At 70.4% G+C, this 18,623-nt stretch carries 14 protein-coding genes; 6 read left to right on the plus strand and 8 right to left on the minus strand.

The window, feature by feature from the left end; all coding sequences use genetic code 11:
* The first annotated feature begins 245 nt into the window (after positions 1-245).
* Positions 246-1,133, plus strand: coding sequence for a DivIVA domain-containing protein (locus ACZ7L5_RS40095; protein WP_383248794.1), 888 nt, complete (start codon positions 246-248; stop codon positions 1,131-1,133).
* Positions 1,134-1,184: 51 nt separating this feature from the next.
* On the opposite strand, the gene ACZ7L5_RS40100 is transcribed toward ACZ7L5_RS40095, so the two are convergent.
* The 3 genes from ACZ7L5_RS40100 to ACZ7L5_RS40110 form a co-directional block, all read right to left on the minus strand.
* Complete coding sequence (locus tag ACZ7L5_RS40100) at positions 1,185-2,795, minus strand: sodium/solute symporter (protein ID WP_365065568.1); 1,611 nt, start codon at positions 2,793-2,795, stop codon at positions 1,185-1,187.
* Positions 2,792-3,244: a DUF485 domain-containing protein gene (locus ACZ7L5_RS40105; protein ID WP_471523445.1), complete on the minus strand. Its 453-nt coding sequence runs from the start codon at positions 3,242-3,244 to the stop codon at positions 2,792-2,794. Before ACZ7L5_RS40105 ends, ACZ7L5_RS40100 begins: the two co-directional genes overlap by 4 nt.
* A gap of 226 nt (positions 3,245-3,470) precedes the next feature.
* Positions 3,471-3,977 (minus strand): GNAT family N-acetyltransferase, encoded by a 507-nt coding sequence (locus ACZ7L5_RS40110; protein WP_471523447.1) that lies wholly within the window; start codon positions 3,975-3,977, stop codon positions 3,471-3,473.
* Between the two features lie 100 nt (positions 3,978-4,077).
* On the opposite strand from ACZ7L5_RS40110, the gene ACZ7L5_RS40115 reads away from it, so the two are divergent.
* Positions 4,078-5,277 (plus strand): alpha/beta hydrolase family protein, encoded by a 1,200-nt coding sequence (locus ACZ7L5_RS40115; RefSeq protein ID WP_471523449.1) that lies wholly within the window; start codon positions 4,078-4,080, stop codon positions 5,275-5,277.
* On the opposite strand, the gene ACZ7L5_RS40120 is transcribed toward ACZ7L5_RS40115, so the two are convergent.
* On the minus strand, positions 5,239-6,798 hold the full coding sequence (locus tag ACZ7L5_RS40120; protein WP_471523451.1) for an MFS transporter: 1,560 nt from the start codon (positions 6,796-6,798) through the stop codon (positions 5,239-5,241). The genes ACZ7L5_RS40115 and ACZ7L5_RS40120 overlap by 39 nt on opposite strands.
* A gap of 432 nt (positions 6,799-7,230) precedes the next feature.
* Here ACZ7L5_RS40120 and ACZ7L5_RS40125 point away from each other — a divergent pair, with 432 nt between their 5' ends.
* Positions 7,231-8,019, plus strand: a complete 789-nt coding sequence (locus tag ACZ7L5_RS40125; RefSeq protein ID WP_328881149.1) for an ABC transporter ATP-binding protein — start codon at positions 7,231-7,233, stop codon at positions 8,017-8,019.
* Entirely contained in the window at positions 8,016-10,586 is a 2,571-nt protein-coding gene (locus tag ACZ7L5_RS40130; RefSeq protein ID WP_471523453.1) for an ABC transporter permease, read from the plus strand. Before ACZ7L5_RS40125 ends, ACZ7L5_RS40130 begins: the two co-directional genes overlap by 4 nt.
* A 99-nt stretch (positions 10,587-10,685) precedes the next feature.
* Here ACZ7L5_RS40130 and ACZ7L5_RS40135 read toward each other — a convergent pair whose 3' ends face one another.
* The gene (locus ACZ7L5_RS40135; RefSeq protein ID WP_471523455.1) at positions 10,686-12,137 is read right to left on the minus strand and encodes a DUF2079 domain-containing protein; all 1,452 of its coding nucleotides are present in this window, start codon (positions 12,135-12,137) and stop codon (positions 10,686-10,688) included.
* A 364-nt stretch (positions 12,138-12,501) separates the two neighbouring features.
* Between ACZ7L5_RS40135 and mfd the strand changes: the two genes are divergently transcribed.
* Positions 12,502-16,032, plus strand: a complete 3,531-nt coding sequence (gene mfd / locus ACZ7L5_RS40140) for a transcription-repair coupling factor (protein ID WP_471523457.1) — start codon at positions 12,502-12,504, stop codon at positions 16,030-16,032.
* Positions 16,033-16,126: 94 nt separating this feature from the next.
* On the opposite strand, the gene ACZ7L5_RS40145 is transcribed toward mfd, so the two are convergent.
* A complete protein-coding gene (locus ACZ7L5_RS40145) occupies positions 16,127-16,546 on the minus strand; it encodes an SgcJ/EcaC family oxidoreductase (RefSeq protein WP_471523460.1) in 420 nt (139 codons plus the stop codon).
* Between the two features lie 46 nt (positions 16,547-16,592).
* Entirely contained in the window at positions 16,593-17,192 is a 600-nt protein-coding gene (locus ACZ7L5_RS40150) for a TetR/AcrR family transcriptional regulator (protein ID WP_471523462.1), read from the minus strand.
* Positions 17,193-17,353: 161 nt separating this feature from the next.
* Between ACZ7L5_RS40150 and ACZ7L5_RS40155 the strand changes: the two genes are divergently transcribed.
* Positions 17,354-18,235 carry an SCO6745 family protein gene (locus ACZ7L5_RS40155; protein WP_471523464.1) on the plus strand — a complete coding sequence of 294 codons (882 nt, stop codon included), beginning with the start codon at positions 17,354-17,356 and terminating at the stop codon, positions 18,233-18,235.
* A gap of 187 nt (positions 18,236-18,422) precedes the next feature.
* Here the strand turns inward: ACZ7L5_RS40155 and ACZ7L5_RS40160 are convergent, their stop codons facing one another.
* On the minus strand, positions 18,423-18,608 hold the full coding sequence (locus tag ACZ7L5_RS40160) for an Rv0909 family putative TA system antitoxin (protein ID WP_328881156.1): 186 nt from the start codon (positions 18,606-18,608) through the stop codon (positions 18,423-18,425).
* Between the last annotated feature and the right edge of the window lie 15 nt (positions 18,609-18,623).

The raw sequence follows: 18,623 nt of genomic DNA on the forward strand, positions 1-18,623 counted from the left end.
TGATGTGAGGTGATGTCACCCGACTGCCGCTGACGGCGGCGTGCGGGTTGTGAAAGGGCCGGCTCCCGGTTGTGCGACCGGGGCCGGCCCTTTGCGTATGCGCTACTCGTCGCGCCTTCGTGCCTCTGCGCCCACCGCGCCGTGCCCCCTGCGCGGAGTGTCGCGTTATGAACGCTTCCGCCCGATACATCAAGATGTGCGCTAAATCATCATTTCGCATCCGTTCGGCGGAGAGGGGTTCAAGGATGAGCAGCGCACCGGTCCCGCTCTACGACTTCGTGGTCGTACGAGGGCGTGGCTACCGTCCCGAACAGGTCGACGCCTACATCGACGACCTGTTTCGCGACCGTGACGCCGCCTGGGAGCGGGCTGCCCGGCTCACCGTGCTCGCCAGGGAGATGGATGCGGAGGCGGAGCGGCTGCGCGAGGTGGTGGAGGAGCTCGACCCGCAGACGTACGAGGAACTCGGGCACCGGGCGTGGCGGCTGTTCGAGATGGTGCAGGAGGAGGCCGCGGCCGTGCGGGAGGGGGCGCGCAAGGAGGCGAAGCGGCTGATGGAGGAGGCTCAGACGTACGCGGACGAGGTGCGTGACGCCGCGCAGGCGCACGCCGATGCCGTGAGCGCCGAGGCCGAGGAGTGCGCCCGTCAGCGGTTGCTCACCGCGCGCGGTGAGGCGGGCGAGATCCGTATCGCCGCCCGGCGTGAGGTGAAGGAGGAACGCGGGGAGGTGCTCGGCCCGATGCGCGAGGCACGCCAGCGCACCAAGGTGTTGCTCGCCCAGCAGGCCAAGGAGCACGCCGAACGGGAGGCGGAGTTCGAGCGGGAGACCGAGAAGGGGCTGGCCGCGGTGGCGGCCGCGGAGGAGGAGGGGGTGGCGCGGGCCGAGGCCGCGTTGGCCGAGGCTCAGCAGGAGCTCGCTGACGCGGAGACGTCGGCGAAGACCCTCCAGGAGGAGGCGCGGGCGCGTGCGGAGGAGGTGGTCGAGCAGGCCCGGCAGCGGGCGGAGGAGATCGCCCGGGACACGGAGCAGGTGCTGCGCGAGCACGGGGAGACGTGGGACGAGGTGCGGATGCAGATGGACCAGATGCGCAACAGCCTGTCGACGCTGGAGCGGCAGGCGGCCCTGGAGTGAAGCGGGGTCGGGATCCGGAGCGGACCCCGACCTCGGCTCCGTGCGGCAGGCTCAGTTCCCCCTGCGTACCGCCCCCGCCAGAATCCACCCCTCGACGGCCTCGTACTGCCGCCGCTGTTCCTCCGACTTGTTCCGCCCCGACACGACCGTCCCCAGCCAGCCGAGGAGGAACCCGGCCGGAATCGACACCAGCCCGGGCGTGGTGAACGGGAACCAGTTGAAGTCGGCTTCGGGGAAGGCCGAGACCGGCGACCCGGAGACCAGATTGGTCCCCGGCATCATCACCAGCACGACCAGCGAGCCGCCGATCAGCGTCCACAGCAGACCGGTCCGTGTGTACCGGCGCCAGAAGAGGCTGTAGACCAGGGCAGGGGCGATCGCCGAGGCGCCCAGCGTGAAGGACAGCGTCACCAGCGGCTGAAGGCTGCGGTGCTGGACCATCGTCGCCAGCACGATCGCCGGGACGCCCACTGCCAGCGCCGCCAGCCGGGCCACCATCATCTCGCGGCGCCCGGACAGCTCCCGCAGCCGAGTGGCGAACACGTCGTGGGCGAGAGAGTTGGCGCAGGCGAGGATCATGCCGGCGACCGAGGCGAGCACGGTCAGGAAGATGGCCGTGGTGACCGCCGTGAACAGCAGGGTCTCCGCGGTGGAGACCTCGGCGCCGAACGCGGCCCTGGAGCCCAGCAGAAACGCCGTGTTGCCCTGCGGGTCCGCCGCGGCGATCACCTCACGTCCGATCAGTGCCGTCGCGCCGAAGCCGACCACCGTGATCACCAGCACGAACAGCGCCACGCTCGACACCGCCCACGACATGGAGCGGCGCACCTGACGGGCGCCCGACGCCGTGTACATGCGCATGGTGATGTGCGGCAGGACCCCACCGCCGAGGACGACCGCGAGCTGGGAGCTGATCATGTCGAGCCGGGGATGCGGGCCGCCCGCGAACTGCAGACCCGACTGCAGGAACGCCGGGCCGACCCCGCTGCCGTCCGCCGCCGCGTTGAACAGCGCGCCCGGATCCCAGTCGAACCGGTCCAGCACCATGACGGCGACCACGGCGCCCGATCCGAGCAGCATCACCAGCTTCAGGATCTGGATGAGCGCGGTGCCCTTCATCCCGCCGATCGCCGCGTAGCTGATCATCAGCACGCCCAGGCCGACGATGCACCCGGTCTTCAGGGTGTCGCTCGAGAATCCGAGGATGAACGCCAGCAGCTGCCCGGTCCCGGCCAGTTGCACGAGCATCAGCGGCACCAGCGCGGCCAGCGTCACCGCGCAGGCCGCGATCCGTACGCCCCGCCCCGGCATCCGGCGCGCGAGCGCGTCGCCCATGGTGAACCGGCCTGCGTTGCGCAGGGGTTCGGCCAGCAGGAACATCAGCAGCATCAGCGACAAGGCGGTGCTCAGGGCCAGCACGATCCCGTCGTAACCGCACAGCGCGACCACACCGGTGGTCCCGAGCACGGTGGCCGCGCTGATGTAGTCGCCGCCGATCGCCAGGCCGTTGCGCATCGGGGACAGGGAGCTGTAGCCCGTGTAGAACTCGTCGAGGTCGTCCCGGTCCGGGCCCGTCATCACGCACAGCAGCAGCGTGACGGTGGCCACCGCGCAGAAGGCGACCAGCGACATCGCCTGCGCGTTATCGCTGAATTCCGTCATCGCCACGTCTCCCTCTGCCCCGTGCCCCGCCTGTCCGCCTCCCGCTTGCCCGACTCCCGCTTGGCGTCCACCGCTGCCTCCTTGCGGATGCGGTCCGCGAGCGGGTCCACGTACCGGCGGGCGGTGTGCTCGTACAGCCATATCGCCAGCCAGGTGACCGGCAGTTGGAGCAGTGCGAGCAGCAGGCCTGCGGGCAGGCCGTCGGTGACCGTGTCCGACATGAACCCGGGCGCGAAGGCGGACAGGATCAGGAAGAGCGTGAAGTAGCCGAGCGCGGTGAGCGTCGCCACGCGCCGCTGCCAGCGGTACGCGGTGCGCAGGACCCGCAGGTCACGGTGGTGTCCGAGCGGTGGGTGATCGGGGGTTCGGTGCTGCGGGGGTGGGGGTGGTTGCGGCGGGTCGGGGGTTTGCCAGGGGTACCCGGCGTATGGGTCGTACGGGGAGGACATCCCGGTGCTCCTTGCGTGACTCGGGTCCGGTGCGGCGGACCGCAGGGAGTGTGGGGGGCGGGCGAGCCACGCACGTTACTTCGGAGTACCTATTGAGCGCGAGGGTTTCTTCAAACTGAGTGGTCGGTATGCACTTCCTTCACCGAACCGTGTCTGACCTGGAGTGTTACCCCCGTTAACTCAGACTTTTTGAGCGACTGATGGGCTACAGCAGGCAACGACAGCGCTACTTCAGGTGAACCATCACGTCAGGTGAGAGCCGGTAGCGGAGCCCGGGCCGGCCGTCGATGGTGACGTCCTCCACGGCGGTGAAGTCATTCCTCTCCAGGACGGTCCGGGAAGCGAGGTTGTCCAGGGTGGTCCTTGCGACCAGGGACGTCAGTCGGTACGTCGTCGCGGCCATCCGGCACAGTTGTGCCACCGCCGCCGTGGCGACACCCTTGCCGGCCTCCCGTTCGCCGACGCGGTAGCCGAGTTCGGCGCAGCCGTCCTCGACGTCGACCAGGTTGACCCGCCCCACGATGCGTCCCTCGGCGTCCAGCACGAGATGGAAGTGGCAGATCCCGGCGTCCTGCTCGGCCAGCAGGGCCTGGTGCCTGGCGGCGAACCCGGCGGCTTCGAAGTACGCGTCGCCGCGGTCCGGGATCGTACGCGCGAAGTACTCCCGGTTCTCCGCCTCGAAGGCGAGAAGGGCGGGCGCGTGGTCGGCTCGCAGGCGTTCCAGGGTCAGCATGACGGCCAGGGTATGTGTCCGCCCGCGGTACCACCGGGCGTCCGGAGGAGGGGACTTCGGGTCGATGCCCGATCAGCGACCGCGGCCTACCGTCCTCTGCATGAACCGATCACGCTTCTTAGCGGTCGCCGCGTCCGCCGTCCTCGCGCTCGGGCCCGCCCTGACCCTGCCCGCCGTCGCCGCGGGGCCCGCCTCCGCCGCCGGGCCCGCCTCCGCTGCCTCTGCCCTCACCGACTCCGCGGCCTCCGCCACCCCCGCCGCGTCGGCCCGGCTCCCGCGTCCCACCGGCCCGCACGCCGTCGGCCGCGACACCCTCCACCTCGTCGACCACGACCGACCGGACCCCTGGGTGCCGTCCGCCGGCGCCCGTCAGCTGATGGTGTCCATGTACTACCCCGCCCGCCCCGGTACGGGCGGACCGACGGCTCCCTACATGACCGCCGAAGAGGCCCGTCTGCTGCTGGAGTTGAGGATCCCGGACGGCACGGTTCCGCCGGAGACGATCAGCGGCGTACGCACCTGGGCGCGCACCGAGGCCCGTCCGGCGCACGGCAGGTTCCCGCTCGTCGTGCTCTCGCCCGGGTTCACGTTGCCGCGCGCGACCCTGACCGGTCTGGCCGAGGACCTCGCAAGCCGCGGCTACGTCGTCGCGCTGGTCGACCACCCGTACGAGAACGCCGGTACGAGCCTTCCCGACGGGCAGACGCTGCCCTGCGCCATCTGCGACGAGTTCCCCTCGATCGGCGGTTCGACCGTTGCGAAGAGCCGTGCCGAGGACGTCTCCTTCGTGCTCGACCGGCTGACCGGGCGGCACCCTGCGTGGCGGTACGCGCGCGTGATCGACGCGAAGCGGATCGGCATGGCCGGGCACTCCATCGGTGGCAACGCCGCCGCCGCGACGATGGCCGCCGACGCGCGCGTGCGGGCCGGCGTGAACATGGACGGCACCTTCTTCGCCCCGGTACCCGCAGACGGGCTCGACGGCAGGCCCTTCCTGATGATCGGGGCCGAGAACAGGCCGCCGCAGGACAAGACGTGGGACCGGACCTGGGCCGACCTCGACGGCTGGAAGCGCTGGCTGACCTTCGCCGGCACCGACCACGGCTCCTTCACCGACGCACCCCTGCTCGGGGAGCTCGTCGGCATCCCGGACACCGCGCCGCTGCCCTACGGGCGTTCGCTGGCCCTCACGCGCACATACGTCGCCGCGTTCTTCGACCAGCACCTGAAGGGCGTCCCGCAGCCCGTCCTCGACGGGCCGTCACCGGCCCACCCCGAGGTCACCGTCCGTCGTCCGTGAGTCGTCCTCCTTCAGCACCGGGAACCGCTTCGGTGCCAGGAGCAACAGCATCAGGAAGGCCAGCGCCGCCGCAGCGGACGCCCCCAGATACACGGCGTGCACCGCGTCGGCGATGGCCCGCCTGGTCGCCTCCGGTGCCGCGCTGCCGGAATCCAGGGCCCGGGTCACCGAGTCCAGGTCGCTCGCCCCGCCGAGCCGTGACGCCAGCACCCCGTTGGCGACCGCGCCGAAGAGCGCCGCGCCCAGCGTCTGCCCCGTCTGGCGGCAGAACAGTACCGACGCCGTCGTCGTGCCCCGCTCCGACCAGCCCACCGTCGACTGCACGCCCACGATCAGCGGCAGTTGGAACAACCCCAGTGCCGCACCCAGCAACAGCATCAGCAGCGTCGGCTGCCACGCCTGCCCGGGATACGGCAGGAACGGAAACGCCAGCAGGATCAGTGACGCCGTCCCGATCCCCAGCATCGCCGTGTTGCGGAAGCCGATCCTGCGGTACACGTGCTGGCTGAACGCCGCCGACACCGGCCAGCTCAACGTCCACACGGACAGCACGAATCCGGCCGCCACCGGCGCCAGACCGAGCACCGACTGGGCGTACGTCGGCAGGAACACCGTCGGCGCCACCATCAGCAGCCCCAGCGCGCCCAGCGCCAGATTCACCGCCGCGATCGTCCGGCGCCGCCACACCCACCCGGGGATGATCGGGTCGGCCGCCCGGCGCTCCACGATCACCACGACCACCGCGAGCGCAAGTCCCGTGGCGAACAAGGCGATCGACGGCATCGACAGCCACGGCCACGCCACCCCGCCCTGCACCAGTGCCGTCAGCAGCGCGCCCCCGCACGCGAACACCGCCAGCGCGCCCGCCCAGTCGACACGCGCGCGCGTGGCCGTCGTCCGCGCACCCGCGTCCTTGGTGCGCTGCGGCTCGTGCAGACAGCGCACGATCAGCCACAACGCGACCGCCCCGACGGGCAGGTTGATCAGGAAGATCCAGCGCCAGTCTGCGTACGCCGCCAGAACTCCGCCCACCCCGGGACCGGCCACTGCCGAGACCGCCCACACCGTCGACAGCCTGGACTGGATCTTCGGGCGTTCCTTGAGCGGGTACAGGTCGGCGGCCAGCGTCTGCACCGTCCCCTGAAGGGCCCCGCCGCCCAGCCCCTGCACGATCCGGAACGCGATCAGCGCCCCCATGTTCCAGGCCACCGCGCACAGCAGCGACCCCAGCAGGAACAGAGCAGCGCCCGCGATCAGCACCGGCTTGCGGCCGAAGGTGTCGGAGAGCTTGCCGTAGACCGGGAGGGTCACCGTCACGGCCAGCAGATAGCCGGAGAACAGCCAGGAGAACACGGAGAAGCCGCCGAGATCGCCGACGATCTGCGGTACGGCGGTGGAGACGATGGTGGCGTCGAGTGCCGCCAGCGCCATCGCGAGCATCAGGGCCGCGACCACGGCTGACCGCTTGTGGGTTCCGGTGCGCTGTGCGGTGTCGCGTATCGCGGGTCTCGTGCTGCCCACCGGGGTCCTCTCCTGTTGCTTTCCCCTTGCACCTATCTGCCGCCGAACAGCTTCCCACTTGACCCTCACGTGGCGGGAGGGTGGAGGCTCGATGGGTCCGAGGGAGGAGACGACCCCGAGACGCTCTCCATCGAAGGGTGGAGTGCCCCTAGGGGTACCTCCGTACCAGGGGTCGGGGAGGGTTCGTACCGGCGGAGGACGAGACACCCCGGTGTCCGTCCTTAACCTGGCTTTACGCCGCTGGGGGGCGGCTCACTGAACCGGCGGGGGTGGGGTTTTCCCCCGCACAAGAGGGGGCTGGGCACCAGCGCGCCGGCCCCTCTCCCACGACGAGACTGACGGTCGTAGCAGTGACCGGCCGTCGCAACGGTCTTCCCGATCCATCCGCTGAGAACAACTGATCCACCTGCTGACCGACATAGGAGACATACCGTGACATCGGCTGTGACCATTCCCAGGCACGGGGGTACTGGAGGGCGTACGGCCGTTGCCGCGCGGGCGCGGCAGGTCGTCAAGGCGTACGGATCGGGGGAGACCCGGGTCGTCGCACTCGACCACGTCGACGTGGACATCGCACGTGGCCAGTTCACCGCGATCATGGGCCCCTCGGGGTCCGGCAAGTCCACCCTGATGCACTGCCTCGCCGGGCTCGACACCGTCACCAGCGGCCAGATCTTCCTCGACGAGACCGAGATCACCGGGCTCAAGGACAAGAAGCTCACGCAGCTGCGCCGGGACCGGATCGGCTTCATCTTCCAGGCGTTCAACCTGCTGCCGACGCTCAACGCCATCGAGAACATCACGCTGCCCATGGACATCGCCGGCCGCAAGCCCGACCGGGCCTGGCTGGGGCGCGTCGTCGACACCGTGGGCCTCTCCGACCGGCTCAAGCACCGGCCCACCCAGCTCTCCGGCGGCCAGCAGCAGCGCGTCGCCGTCGCCCGTGCCCTCGCCGCACGGCCGGAGATCATCTTCGGTGACGAGCCGACCGGAAACCTCGACTCGCGCGCGGGCGCCGAAGTCCTCGGCTTCCTGCGGCGGTCCGTCACCGAGCTCGGGCAGACCATCGTGATGGTCACGCACGACCCCGTCGCCGCCTCGTACGCGGACCGGGTGCTGTACCTCGCCGACGGGCGCATCGTCGACGAGATGTACAAGCCGACCGCCGAGGCCGTCCTGGACCGTATGAAGGACTTCGACGCCCGGGGACGTACGTCATGACCGTCCTGAAGACCTCGATGCGCAACTTCTTCGCGCACAAGGGGCGCATGGCCCTCTCGGCCGTGGCGGTGCTCCTGTCGGTCGCCTTCGTGTGCGGCACGCTCGTGTTCACCGACACGATGAACACCACCTTCGACAAGCTCTTCGCCGTCACCTCCTCCGACGTCACCGTCAGCCCCAAGGACGCCGAGGACGAGGACAACGGCGGCGGCACGGGCAAGCCCGTCTCGCTGCCCGCCTCGACCGTCGAGCAGGTCACGGGCGTCGAGGGCGTCAGGAAGGCGGAGGGCGCGGTCGCCTCGACGAGCGTGACCGTCGTCAACTCCGAGAACAAGAACATGGGTTCCTCCACCGGCGCGCCCACCTTCGCCGGCAACTGGACCGAGAACGACAAGAAGTCCATGGAGATCACCTCCGGGCACGCCCCGCGCGGGCCCACCGAGGTCATGGTCGACGCGGACACCGCCGACAAGCACGACCTCAAGCTGGGCGACGAGTTGCGCACCATCGCCGCCACCGGCGACATCCGCGCGCGGATCGTCGGCATCGCCTCCTGGAAGGTCACCAACCCGGGCGCGGCCGTCGTCTACTTCGACACCGAGACCGCCCAGCGCACCCTGCTCGGCGCCACCGGCCGCTTCACGCAGATCTCCGTCACCGCGGCGAACGGCGTGAGCGACGCGCAGCTCAAGCGACACGTCGCACAGTCCCTGGACGGCGCGTACAAGATCCAGACGGCCAAGGAGACCGCTGACGAGAACCGCAAGGACGTCAGCGCGTTCATGGACGTCATCAAGTACGCCATGCTCGGCTTCGCCGGGATCGCGTTCCTCGTCGGCATCTTCCTGATCATCAACACCTTCTCGATGCTGGTCGCCCAGCGCACCCGCGAGATCGGCCTGATGCGGGCGATCGGCTCCTCCCGCCGGCAGGTCAACCGGTCCGTCCTGGTGGAGGCGCTGCTGCTGGGATTCGTCGGCTCCGTCCTCGGCGTGGGCGCCGGCGTCGGCATCGCGGTCGGCCTGATGAAGCTGATGTCGATGGCCGGCATGAACCTCTCCACCGACGACCTCACGGTCAAGGTCACGACCCCTGTGGTCGGTCTGATCCTCGGCGTCGTGGTGACGGTGCTGGCCGCCTACCTCCCGGCCCGCCGTGCCGGCAAGGTCTCCCCGATGGCCGCCCTGCGCGACGCCGGCACTCCGGCCGACGGCAAGGCGGGCTGGATCCGCGGCCTGGTCGGACTGGTCCTGACGGGCGCGGGCGTCTTCGCCCTCTACGCGGCCGCCACCGCGGACAAGGCGAGCGACGGCGCGCTGATGCTGGGCGGCGGCGTGGTGCTGTCCCTGATCGGCTTCGTGGTCATCGGCCCGCTCCTCGCGGGCGTCGTGGTCCGCGTGATCAGCGCGGTGCTGCTGCGCGCTTTCGGGCCCGTCGGCCGCCTGGCCGAGCGCAACGCCCTGCGCAACCCGCGCCGCACCGGTGCCACGGGCGCCGCCCTGATGATCGGCCTCGCACTGGTCGCCTGTCTGTCGGTGGTCGGCTCCTCGATGGTCGCCTCGGCGACGAGCGAGCTGGACAAGTCGGTGGGCGCGGACTTCATCGTCATGCCGCAACAGGGGCTGATCGTGGCGCAGGCCGAGAAGGCCATGCAGCAGACGCCGGGCCTCGCCCACGTCACCCGCAACAAGGAGATCAAGGCCACCCTGACCTCGCCGGACGGCAAGACCGACGACTCCGGGCTCACGGCCGCCGACCCGACGTACGCCGAGGACCTGCGCCGTGCGACCACGGAGGGCACCCTGTCCGCCGCCTACGGCAAGGACGCCATGTCGGTCGGCTCCGACTACGCCAAGAAGCACGGCGTGCGGGTCGGCGACACCATCTCGGTCGCCTTCAAGGACGGCGAGACGGCGAAGCTGAAGGTCGCGGCGATCACGAAGGACGACACCGCCTTCGACCAGGGCGCGCGCTACATCAGCATGGAGACCGTGCAGAAGTACCTCCCCGCCGACCGGATCCCGCAGAGCCAGATCATGTTCGGAAAGGCGAAGGAGGGCCAGGAGGAAGCGGCCTACGCGGCCCTGAAGAAGTCGCTGCACGACTACCCGCAGTACCAGGTCCGCGACCAGACCGACTACAAGGAGGAGCTGAAGGACCAGATGGGCCAGCTCCTGAACATGGTCTACGGCCTGCTCGCCCTGGCGATCATCGTCGCGGTCCTGGGCGTGGTGAACACCCTGGCCCTGTCGGTGGTGGAACGCACCCGCGAGATCGGCCTGATGCGCGCCATCGGCCTCTCCCGCCGCCAGCTGCGCCGCATGATCCGCATGGAGTCCGTGGTGATCGCCCTATTCGGCGCCCTGTTGGGCCTCGGACTCGGCATGGGCTGGGGCGCCACGGCCCAGCGGCTGCTCGCCCTGGAGGGCCTGAACGTCCTCGACATCCCGTGGCCGACGATCATCGGGGTCTTCATCGGCTCGGCCTTCGTGGGCCTGTTCGCGGCCCTGGTGCCGGCGTTCCGGGCGGGCCGGATGAACGTACTGAACGCGATCGCGACCGAATAGCCACCGCACACGGGGGTTGCGGGGGACGGGCCCGGTCCGAAGGCGACACCTTCGGACCGGGCCCGGACGTATGCGGGGCGCCCCTTGCGGCGCCGGCCGCTATCCCGTGCGGCGTTCCAGGAGTACGACTCCGTAGGCGGTGCCCTTGATCGTGTACCGGGCGTCGGGGTGCAGGGTGCGGGCGTAGGCCTCGACATCGCGGTAGCGCTTGCGGGAGTTGTCGAGAGCGATGAAGTCCGGGTCGATGCCCTGCGTGTTGGTGACCCAGAAGACGCGGCAGCGTGAGGTGAGCCGGCTGATCGGGGCGATGTTCGCCTCGACGGAGGCGCCGTCCGGAACCGTGCCGAGGAGCCGCTCGACGGCACTCACGCGCGCGGGCTTGCGATAGATCTCCCCCTCGGTCAGCACCGACAACGGCAGCGAGGTCGTCAGCGCGACCGAGGCCGCGGCGACGGCGGCCGGCAGGTGCCGGACGTACGACCGCAGCCACGCGCGCGTGCTGTGCCGGGCGGTGTCGAGGGCGTCGACGAGCGCGAGGGTGACGACGGGCATGAGGACGGCGCTGTAGTGCCAGTCGGTGCCCCAGTACTGCGAGTAGGAGGAGACGAAACGCCAGCCGATGGTGGGCAGGGCGATGAGCAGGATCGGGGACCGCAGCGCGAGCAGCCCGGTGGTGGGGATGAGCAGCCAGCACAGCGTGCGGAGCTTGGTGTCGAGACCGTCGAGGGGGCCGCCGCCACCGGACTCGCTCACCTTGTTCCAGTAGTCGTAGGTGCCGGCGGAGTTGAAGCTCGGTATGACCACGAGCAGCGTGAGAGCGACGGCCACCACGCCGAACACGGCGACGCCGAGCGCGTACCGGCACGCGCGCGGCGAGAGGTGGCGTGCCCGCCAGGCGACGACCACGGCGAGGGCGGTGACGGTGAACCCCAGGTCCTCCTTCACGAGGACGAGCGGGACCGCCCACAGCAGAGCGGCGCGCCAGCGCTGCCCGAGAAGCGCCTCAAGGCTGAAGGCGATGAGGGGCACGGCGAAGCAGATCTCGTGGAAGTCGAAGTCGACTGCCTGCTGAAGCCCCCACGACAGCCCGTACGCGATACCGATCGCGAGCCCCCGCCGCCGTCCGAGCAGCCGGGCCGCGGCGCGTGTGACGGGCACGGCGGACAGCGCGAACAGCGCCGCCTGCGCGACGAGCAGCGTCACCGACGAGGGGAAGACCCGGTACAACGGCGCCAGCAGCACGGTCACCGGGCTGAAGTGATCCCCCAGGATGTTGAACCCCGGCCCCTTCAGATCGGCGACGGGGGCCTGAAGATGCGCGTACGACCGGATGACCTGCTCGAATATCCCCAGATCCCACGACCGCTGCCCAAGATGCCGATAACGACCGACCGAGACGACCGCATACCCGACGAACAGCGCGACAGCCAGCAGCCACGGATCACGCCGCCCGGGATCGGGCTGCGCGCGCCCCGGCTCGCGCGGGGCGGGCGCCGGTATGTGGGGGTCCGAGGACGTGTCCCGGGTCGGGGAGGTGGCGGGGGTGGGCATGGGGGGACCTTACGCGGTACGCGCGTTCGGGTTTTCGTCCACCCGTGCGAGTCGGTCACTTCCTGGCGCCGGTCTGCGCGCTCCGGCCGGTCGGACGTGTGAGGCGCCGGTCCGCACGATCCAGCCCGTCCGGCGTTCGAGGACGAGGCCCGTCCAGGGCCGAAGCTGGGTCCGGGGCGACAAGGCCGGCGGGGTCGAAGGGGCGGAGCCCCTTCACGACGTCACGTCAACGCCGGCGACCAGAGAACGGACGTTATCCACAGCCCCGGCACCCGCCCGCGCAGCGACGTACGCTGGAAGCCCCCGGCCCGCAACACGTGTCGGGATCTTCGTGTTGCCCACCCAGGACGGAAAGCCCCCCTCCATGAGCCTGCACGGTCTGCTCGACGCCGTAGTCAAGGACACCGCCCTCGCGGAAGCGATCACGGCGGCCGCAGACGGCAACCGCATGCACGTCGACCTGGTCGGCCCCCCGGCGGCCCGTCCGTTCGCGATCGCTGCCCTGGCCCGCGAGACCGACCGCCCGGTCCTCGCGGTGACGGCGACGGGCCGGGAGGCCGAGGACCTCGCGGCAGCCCTGCGCTCCCTCCTCCCCCCGGAGGGCGTGGCGGAGTACCCGTCCTGGGAGACCCTCCCGCACGAGCGCCTCAGCCCCCGCAGCGACACCGTCGGACGCCGCCTCGCGGTCCTGCGCCGGCTCGCCCACCCCAGCACCGACGACCCCGAGACGGGCCCGGTCTCCGTGGTGGTGGCGCCCGTACGCTCCGTCCTCCAGCCGCAGGTCAAGGGCCTCGGCGACCTGGAACCGGTGGCCCTGAGGACCGGCCGGACCGCTGACCTGAACGCGGTCGTGGACGCCCTCGCGGCCGCCGCTTACGCGCGCGTGGAGCTCGTCGAGAAGCGCGGTGAGTTCGCCGTCCGAGGCGGCATCCTGGATGTCTTCCCGCCCACCGAGGAACACCCTCTGCGCGTCGAGTTCTGGGGCGACGACATCGAGGAGATCCGCTATTTCAAGGTCGCCGACCAGCGCTCCCTCGAAGTCGCCGAGCACGGCCTGTGGGCCCCGCCCTGCCGCGAGCTCCTCCTCACCGACGACGTGCGCGCCCGCGCGCGTGCCCTCGCCGAACAGCACCCGGAACTCGGCGAACTGCTCGGCAAGATCGCCGAGGGCATCGCGGTCGAGGGCATGGAGTCCCTCGCCCCCGTCCTCGTCGACGACATGGAGCTGCTGCTCGACGTCCTGCCCAAGGGCGCCATGGCGGTCGTCTGCGACCCGGAGCGGGTACGCACGCGTGCCGCGGACCTCGTGGCGACGAGTCAGGAGTTCCTCCAGGCGTCCTGGGCCGCCACGGCCGGCGGCGGCGAGGCGCCCATCGACGTCGGCGCGGCCTCCCTGTGGTCCATCGCGGACGTCCGCGACCGGGCGCGCGAGCTGGAGATGATGTGGTGGTCGGTGTCGCCGTTCGCCGCGGATCTCGTCCAGGAGGCCGACACCCTCAAGCTCGGCATGCACGCCCCGGAGACCTACCGCGGTGACACCGCGAAGGCCCTCGCCGACACCAAGGGCTGGCTCGCCGACGGCTGGCGCACGGTCTTCGTGACCGAGGCGCACGGCCCCGCGGCCCGCACGGTCGAGGTGCTCGGCGGCGAGGGCGTGGCGGCCCGCCTGGAGGCCGACCTCGGGGAGATCTCCCCGTCGGTCGTCCATGTCGCCTGCGGCTCGATCGACTACGGCTTCGTGGACCCGGCGCTCCGGCTGGCCGTCCTGACCGAGACCGACCTGACCGGGCAGAAGGCGGCCGGCAAGGACGGCGCCCGCATGCCCGCCCGCCGCCGCAAGACGATCGACCCGCTCACCCTGGAGGCGGGCGACTACATCGTCCACGAGCAGCACGGCGTCGGCCGCTACATCGAGATGGTGCAGCGGACCGTGCAGGGCGCCACGCGCGAGTACCTCGTCGTGGAGTACGCCCCCGCCAAGCGCGGCCAGCCCGGCGACCGGCTGTACATCCCCACCGACCAGCTGGAGCAGATCACCAAGTACGTCGGCGGCGAGGCCCCCACCCTGCACCGCCTGGGCGGCGCCGACTGGACGAAGACCAAGGCACGGGCCAAGAAGGCCGTCAAGGAGATCGCGGCCGACCTGATCAAGCTCTACAGCGCGCGCATGGCGGCCCCCGGGCACGCCTTCGGCTCGGACACCCCCTGGCAGCGCGAGCTGGAGGACGCCTTCCCGTACGCCGAGACCCCCGACCAGCTGACGACCATCGCCGAGGTCAAGGAGGACATGGAGAAGTCGGTCCCGATGGACCGCCTGATCTGCGGCGACGTCGGCTACGGCAAGACGGAGATCGCGGTCCGCGCCGCCTTCAAGGCGGTCCAGGACGGCAAGCAGGTGGCCGTCCTGGTCCCCACGACCCTCCTGGTGCAGCAGCACTTCGGGACGTTCTCCGAGCGCTACTCGCAGTTCCCGGTCAACACCCGGGCCCTGTCCCGCTTCCAGACCGACACCGAGGCGAAGGCGGTCCTGGAGGGCCTGCGCGAAGGCTCGGTGGACATCGTGATCGGCACGCACCGGCTGTTCTCGTCGGAGACCAAGTTCAAGGATCTGGGCCTGGTCATCGTCGACGAGGAGCAGCGCTTCGGCGTCGAGCACAAGGAACAGCTGAAGAAGCTGCGCGCGAACGTCGACGTCCTGACGATGTCCGCGACCCCGATCCCGAGAACCCTGGAGATGGCGGTCACGGGAATCCGGGAGATGTCGACGATCACGACACCCCCCGAGGAACGCCACCCGGTCCTGACCTTCGTCGGCCCGTACGAGGAGAAGCAGATCGGCGCCGCGATCCGCCGTGAACTGCTGCGCGAGGGCCAGGTCTTCTACATCCACAACCGGGTCGAGTCGATCGACCGGGCAGCCGCACGCCTGCGCGAGATCGTCCCGGAGGCCCGTATCGCGACGGCACACGGCCAGATGTCGGAGCAGTCGCTTGAGCAGGTCGTCGTCGACTTCTGGGAGAAGAAGTTCGACGTACTCGTCTCGACGACGATCGTCGAGTCCGGCATCGACATCTCCAACGCCAACACCCTGATCGTGGAGCGCGGCGACAACTTCGGCCTGTCCCAACTGCACCAGTTGCGCGGCCGTGTCGGACGTGGGCGCGAGCGCGGGTACGCGTACTTCCTGTACCCGCCGGAGAAGCCGCTGACCGAGACCGCCCACGAGCGCCTCGCCACCATCGCCCAGCACACGGAGATGGGCGCGGGCATGTACGTCGCCATGAAGGACCTGGAGATCCGAGGCGCGGGCAACCTCCTCGGCGGCGAGCAGTCCGGGCACATCGCCGGCGTCGGCTTCGACCTTTACGTCCGCATGGTCGGCGAGGCCGTCGCGGACTACCGGGCGTCCCTGGAAGGCGGCGTCGAGGAGGAGCCTCCGCTCGAGGTCAAGATCGAGCTCCCCGTCGACGCCCACGTCCCGCACGACTACGCACCCGGCGAGCGCCTCCGCCTCCAGGCGTACCGCGCCATCGCCTCCGCCAACACGGAGGAGGACGTCAAGTCCGTACGCGAGGAACTCGTCGACCGCTACGGCAAGTTGCCCGAGCCCGTCGAGAACCTCCTCCTCGTGGCAGGCCTGCGCATGCTGGCCCGCGCGTGCGGCGTCGGCGAGATCGTCCTGCAGGGCACCAACATCCGCTTCGCCCCCGTGGAACTGCGCGAGTCCCAGGAACTCAGGGTCAAGCGCCTGTACCCCGGCACCGTCATCAAGCCGACGGCGCACCAGCTGCTGGTCCCGCGCCCGAAGACGGCGAAGGTGGGCGGAAAGCCGTTGGTCGGGCGGGAGTTGCTGGGGTGGGTCGGAGAGTTCCTGGCGTCGATTCTGGGGTCGTGAGGGCGGTCCCGGGATCGTGAGCAGGGCGGTCCCGGGATCGTGAGCCGGGCGATCGCAGGGGCGTGAGCGGGCGGTCGGCGGGCGCGAGCGGGTCCTAGTCGACCCGCACTTCGGTGTTCTGGCAGGCGTGCAGCAGCCACCGTCCGTCGTCCTGCTTGGTCATGACGTACAGCGGTGCGCCCTCCGTGTCGCCGCTCGGTGAGTGGTACACCTGCCGGACCTTGACGGCCGCCACGTCGGGCCGCAGGAACTGCGCGTGCGCCACCTCGTAGGTGACCTCGCCGTCCCAGGTGGCGGCGGGCAGCACGGCGCGAGTGAACTCGGCGATGGCGTCGAAGCCGATGAGGACCTTGCCGTGGGCGGTCGTCCACAGCGCGTCGGGGTGGAAGAGGGCGAGAAAGCCTTCGGCGTCCTTGGCGCGCTGGGTGCGCTCGACGGTGGCGACGACGTCGGCGATGGCCTTGATGTCGGCTGTCTCGGCTGTCTCAGCTGTGTCGGCTGTTTCGGTGGTCATGCCGATCACTCTGGGACCTCAAGTGGACTTCAGGTCAAGCGTCGGCTCAGGACTCGCTCACGGGCAGGCTTTCGAACAGCATCGCCGCCAGCGTCCGGAACACCTCCTCCGGATCCTTGTCGCCGACCGGCCCGTCCAGGTTGTGGCTGAGGAGCAGCGTGGCGAAGCCGTGGGCCAGGGACCAGGCGGCAACTCCGGCCAGGCGGGCGTCGATGCCACGGTCCTCGGGGATGACGGTGGAGACGGCGCCGCGCAGGGCGTCGCCGGCGAGGGCGCGAGCCGTGGTCAGCTCCAGATCGTCGGCGCGGAGCAGCTCGGGCGTGAACATCACCTGGAAGTGTGCGGGGTGCTCGCGCGCGAAGCGGACGTAGCGCACACCCGCGTTCCTCAGGTTCTCGGCCTCGAAGAGCGCGGTCGCCAGCAGCCCGAATCCTTCGGCGGCGATCGCCGTGAGCAGGCCGGTGCGGTCCCGGAAGTGATGGGCGGGCGCAGCGTGCGAGACACCGGCCCGGCGGGCGAGATCGCGCAGACTCACAGCCGACGGGCCGTCGACGGCGATGGCGTCCAGCGCGGCGGTGAGGAGGGCTCGACGCAGGTCGCCGTGGTGGTAGGGGCGGCGGGGGGACGGCTGTCGCGCGGGTGTCATGGGTGGCAGCGTACGCCGAATCTAGGCGGCGACAAGTTTCTGAGATCTAGGCATTGACAAGTTCTGGTTGGGTGGGCAATCTAGTCAATGTCAAGTTATGGGTCGCGGAGGTCGATGGTCCGCGGCTTCGGGGTTCGGGCTTTGTGCTGAGGGGGCGCGTGATGGTGAAGCACGAGGGCGGTCTGGAGTCGACTCGGGTACGTCAGCTCTGGCATCTGCTGGAGCCGCTGCACGCGGTGCTGTACTACGCGCCGGAGGTCTTGGAGGAGGCGGTCGCGCTCGGCTACGACACGACGGATCGCTGGCCCAGCTACTTCCCGTACCGGGCCGCGCCGTTGGGAGCGGTGGGCGCGGAGCGCGTCGCGTCCGCCTTCTACAGCTTCAGTCCGCGCATGGTCGCCGAGAACATCGAGCCCGCGTGGAAGATCGCGAGTCCTGAGGCCCTGTTGCAGGCGAGGGTGCGCGGGATGGACCGGGCCTACCGCGCGATATTCGGCGCCCGTACGGACAGCCCCGAGCTGGCGGAGGCCGCGGCTCTCGCCCGCCGTGCCGCCGAGGCGGCGAACACCGCGGGCCGCCCGCTCGCCGCGGCCAACGCCGCCCTGGACTGGCCTGAGGCTCCGCACCTCCAGCTCTGGCATGCGGCGACGATCCTGCGCGAACACCGGGGCGACGGCCACATAGCCGCTCTGCTGGTGGCCGGACTCGATCCTGTCGAGTCGCTGGTGTCGTTCGCCGCGATAGGTGCCGCATCCGTCGAGCGCTTCGAAAGCCGTGGCTGGGGCCGTGCGGAATGGGCCTCCGCCCGTGACCGCCTGACCGCCCGAGGTCTGGTCGGCGCCGACGGTACGGCCACGGAGGCCGGCCGCGAACTGCGTCGCACCGTCGAGGAGCGGACCGACCAACTCGCCGCCGCGCCCTGGCAGTCGCTCTCTGTGGACGAGGTCGACCGCCTCGCTTCTCTGCTCGGCGAGTTCTGGGTGGCGGTGCTGTCCTCCGGGCTGCTGCCGACGGAGACGACGCTGGGGATCGGGAAGGTCTGACGGCCGGCCCGGAGGGAACGGGCTCAGCCGGTTCGGCTCGGCTGGATCGGCGTGACTCGATCGGCTCGAGTTGGTTGGTCCGTCTCGGTCGGCTCGCTCCGCCGGACATCGCGAAGCCGTCCGCGGGGAGTTGGCTCTCCGCGGACGGCCCTGTTCTCAAGGTGGTCCGCTCCGTGGGCCCTGGGCCCTACGGCTGCTCGGGCGGCCGGTCGCGATCCATGCCCATTCCGCGCTCCATCCGTTGCTGCGCGTCGTCGACCTGGCTCTCGTACTTGTTGCCCGTCTTCTCGTTCGCCTTCCGTTCCGCGGTGTCGGACATGTCCTTGGTCTTGTCCTGCGCGTGACGGTTCTTGAACTTGTCGAAGATGCCCATGCAGAGCTCCTTCCC

This window comes from Streptomyces sp. NPDC107528 (assembly GCF_055639295.1).

Bases quoted from the DNA above. Each gene is read 5' to 3' on its own strand.
- ACZ7L5_RS40095 (WP_383248794.1), top strand. From the start codon at position 246: ATGAGCAGCGCACCGGTCCCGCTCTACGACTTCGTGGTCGTACGAGGG.
- ACZ7L5_RS40100 (WP_365065568.1), bottom strand. From the start codon at position 2,795: ATGACGGAATTCAGCGATAACGCGCAGGCGATGTCGCTGGTCGCCTTC.
- ACZ7L5_RS40105 (WP_471523445.1), bottom strand. From the start codon at position 3,244: ATGTCCTCCCCGTACGACCCATACGCCGGGTACCCCTGGCAAACCCCC.
- ACZ7L5_RS40110 (WP_471523447.1), bottom strand. From the start codon at position 3,977: ATGCTGACCCTGGAACGCCTGCGAGCCGACCACGCGCCCGCCCTTCTC.
- ACZ7L5_RS40115 (WP_471523449.1), top strand. From the start codon at position 4,078: ATGAACCGATCACGCTTCTTAGCGGTCGCCGCGTCCGCCGTCCTCGCG.
- ACZ7L5_RS40130 (WP_471523453.1), top strand. From the start codon at position 8,016: ATGACCGTCCTGAAGACCTCGATGCGCAACTTCTTCGCGCACAAGGGG.
- ACZ7L5_RS40135 (WP_471523455.1), bottom strand. From the start codon at position 12,137: ATGCCCACCCCCGCCACCTCCCCGACCCGGGACACGTCCTCGGACCCC.
- mfd (WP_471523457.1), top strand. From the start codon at position 12,502: ATGAGCCTGCACGGTCTGCTCGACGCCGTAGTCAAGGACACCGCCCTC.
- ACZ7L5_RS40145 (WP_471523460.1), bottom strand. From the start codon at position 16,546: ATGACCACCGAAACAGCCGACACAGCTGAGACAGCCGAGACAGCCGAC.
- ACZ7L5_RS40150 (WP_471523462.1), bottom strand. From the start codon at position 17,192: ATGACACCCGCGCGACAGCCGTCCCCCCGCCGCCCCTACCACCACGGC.
- ACZ7L5_RS40155 (WP_471523464.1), top strand. From the start codon at position 17,354: ATGGTGAAGCACGAGGGCGGTCTGGAGTCGACTCGGGTACGTCAGCTC.
- ACZ7L5_RS40160 (WP_328881156.1), bottom strand. From the start codon at position 18,608: ATGGGCATCTTCGACAAGTTCAAGAACCGTCACGCGCAGGACAAGACC.